This window comes from Candidatus Hydrogenedens sp. (assembly GCA_035361075.1).
GTDB lineage: Bacteria > Hydrogenedentota > Hydrogenedentia > Hydrogenedentales > Hydrogenedentaceae > Hydrogenedens.
The window spans coordinates 1-1,873 of sequence record DAOSBX010000055.1; the positions used below are offsets into that span (position 1 = coordinate 1).

Sequence of the window (1,873 nt, forward strand, 5' to 3'; positions counted from 1 at the left end):
TCTCATCCAAGTCAACTGTAACATTCTTTGTTACCACAGTAGGTGGTAAGTTATCCTCAACCGTTACGGTCGCCAGACAGGTATCCTGCAAGTTCGCTCCATCCGTCACTGTCAACAACACCTGATTCTGTCCAATATTAGCACAGGTATATGTTGTTGGCGGAATGCTGAAGCTCAATGGACCGCAGTTATCCGTGCTACCACCATCCAATTCGCTTGCGGTAAGTGTGTATTGTCCTGAAGAATTCAGATAGACCGTAATATTCGCACATACCGCCGTAGGATTGGTTACATCATTTACCGTTATCGTAGAATTGCATGTGCCTTGAGAGCCTGCATAGTCAATCACCGTTACTGTCCTCTGTGTGCTCGGTATTCCCTCACAATTGAAGCTTACATTTTCCTGACCATCTACCACTATTTTCCAGATGCCACCGGGCACTGTGCTATTTGCGATGTCCAGTAACGAATTTGCAGGTATGGTCTGATTACCAGTCTCGTCTAAATCAATGGATATATTCTTGCAAACCAGGTTCATAGGTTGTTTCACCAATTCATAAGCACCGCGGTCAGACGCAGAATCTTGCGGTCTCGACACACCCTGTATGTCATAATTCGGGCTCGTCAACGAAGAAGCATCAACAAATGGCGAGGCATTTGTCAACTTAAATGTCGGAGGAGCAAACAACGGGTCAAACTGTGGGTTAACTGTCTGTGAGGTATCACTTTCGAGTATCTGTAAGCCGGCACACGATGGATTCGAAGCCGGACAGAAGGTCTCTATACAACCCGGCACATTCTGCCAGAAGATACTGCTATGCACCTGACCTGTGCCAGCAGTATTGTAGTTGAATATAGCGGAACTGGTTAAGCCATACAAACCACCTGGGGTATTATCAACTGTATTACCTACAAATGTGCAGAATTTAATTGTCGGGTCTGCTCCGTTATTGAATATAGCACCGCCACCACGCATCGGGTTACCAGCAGTATCACTCAAACGATTCGCACGGTTATTGTAGAACACGCAGTTGATTATCGTCGCATTGGCAGAACTACCGCCAGAAGATTCATTCGAAATCGCACCACCAGATACCGCAGAAATATTGTCATAGAATGTGCAGTTCGCAATTACCGGTTGTGATATCCAGTTATACAAGCCCGCACCACGCCATGTATGGTAGTCGCCTACTACGCCACTGGCACGACCGCCACGGACATCAAAGCCATCTAACCGCACATTGACCGACGGCGTACTGGCTTTACCGACTACAACGACATGATATGCTGGCGCACCGCCACGGGATGCAGAACCGTCTATAATAGTTATTGAATTTCTGACAGCACGCTGTGCACGAATCTGCTCCTTTTGTCCCATGTAACCTTCAAATCCGCCATATACCTGTACATTATCCTTAAGCACCAACGAACCTTCTACTGGATAATCACCCCAATCCTCAGTTCTTAATTCGTTATACACATATCCACCGCCATTTGGACCGCCTGCGACCCAGACTTCACCCGCTCCGTCTGCCGCAGCCGCATCTATTCCTTCTTGAATCGTCGCAAATGCAGTCTCCCAGGTCAAACCGTCCGCAACACCGCCCGGTCTCGGTGCCATCTTATCTACACGATACACCGACCCTGTCGGCAAGCCAACACCTAAATATACCTCTGCGGTGTATACATACGAACCATAAGTTGCGGATGTAATCTTGCACCGATACCAGCCGGTATCCGTCGGTTGAGCATTGTTAATTACCAACTGCACCGGTCCCGGACCATTGATAACTGGTCCAATAGCAACTCTGCCTTTCTCCCACTGGAACCGTAAGTCCGCACCACCACCCGGCGAAATATCGCCATCGCAGGT

At 48.2% G+C, this 1,873-nt stretch carries 1 protein-coding gene; it reads right to left on the reverse strand.

Translation table 11 applies throughout. The annotated features are described in order from the left end of the window. On the reverse strand, positions 1–1,873 hold a 1,873-nt coding region (locus PLJ10_12630; GenBank protein ID HOK10489.1), incomplete at both ends, for an immunoglobulin domain-containing protein.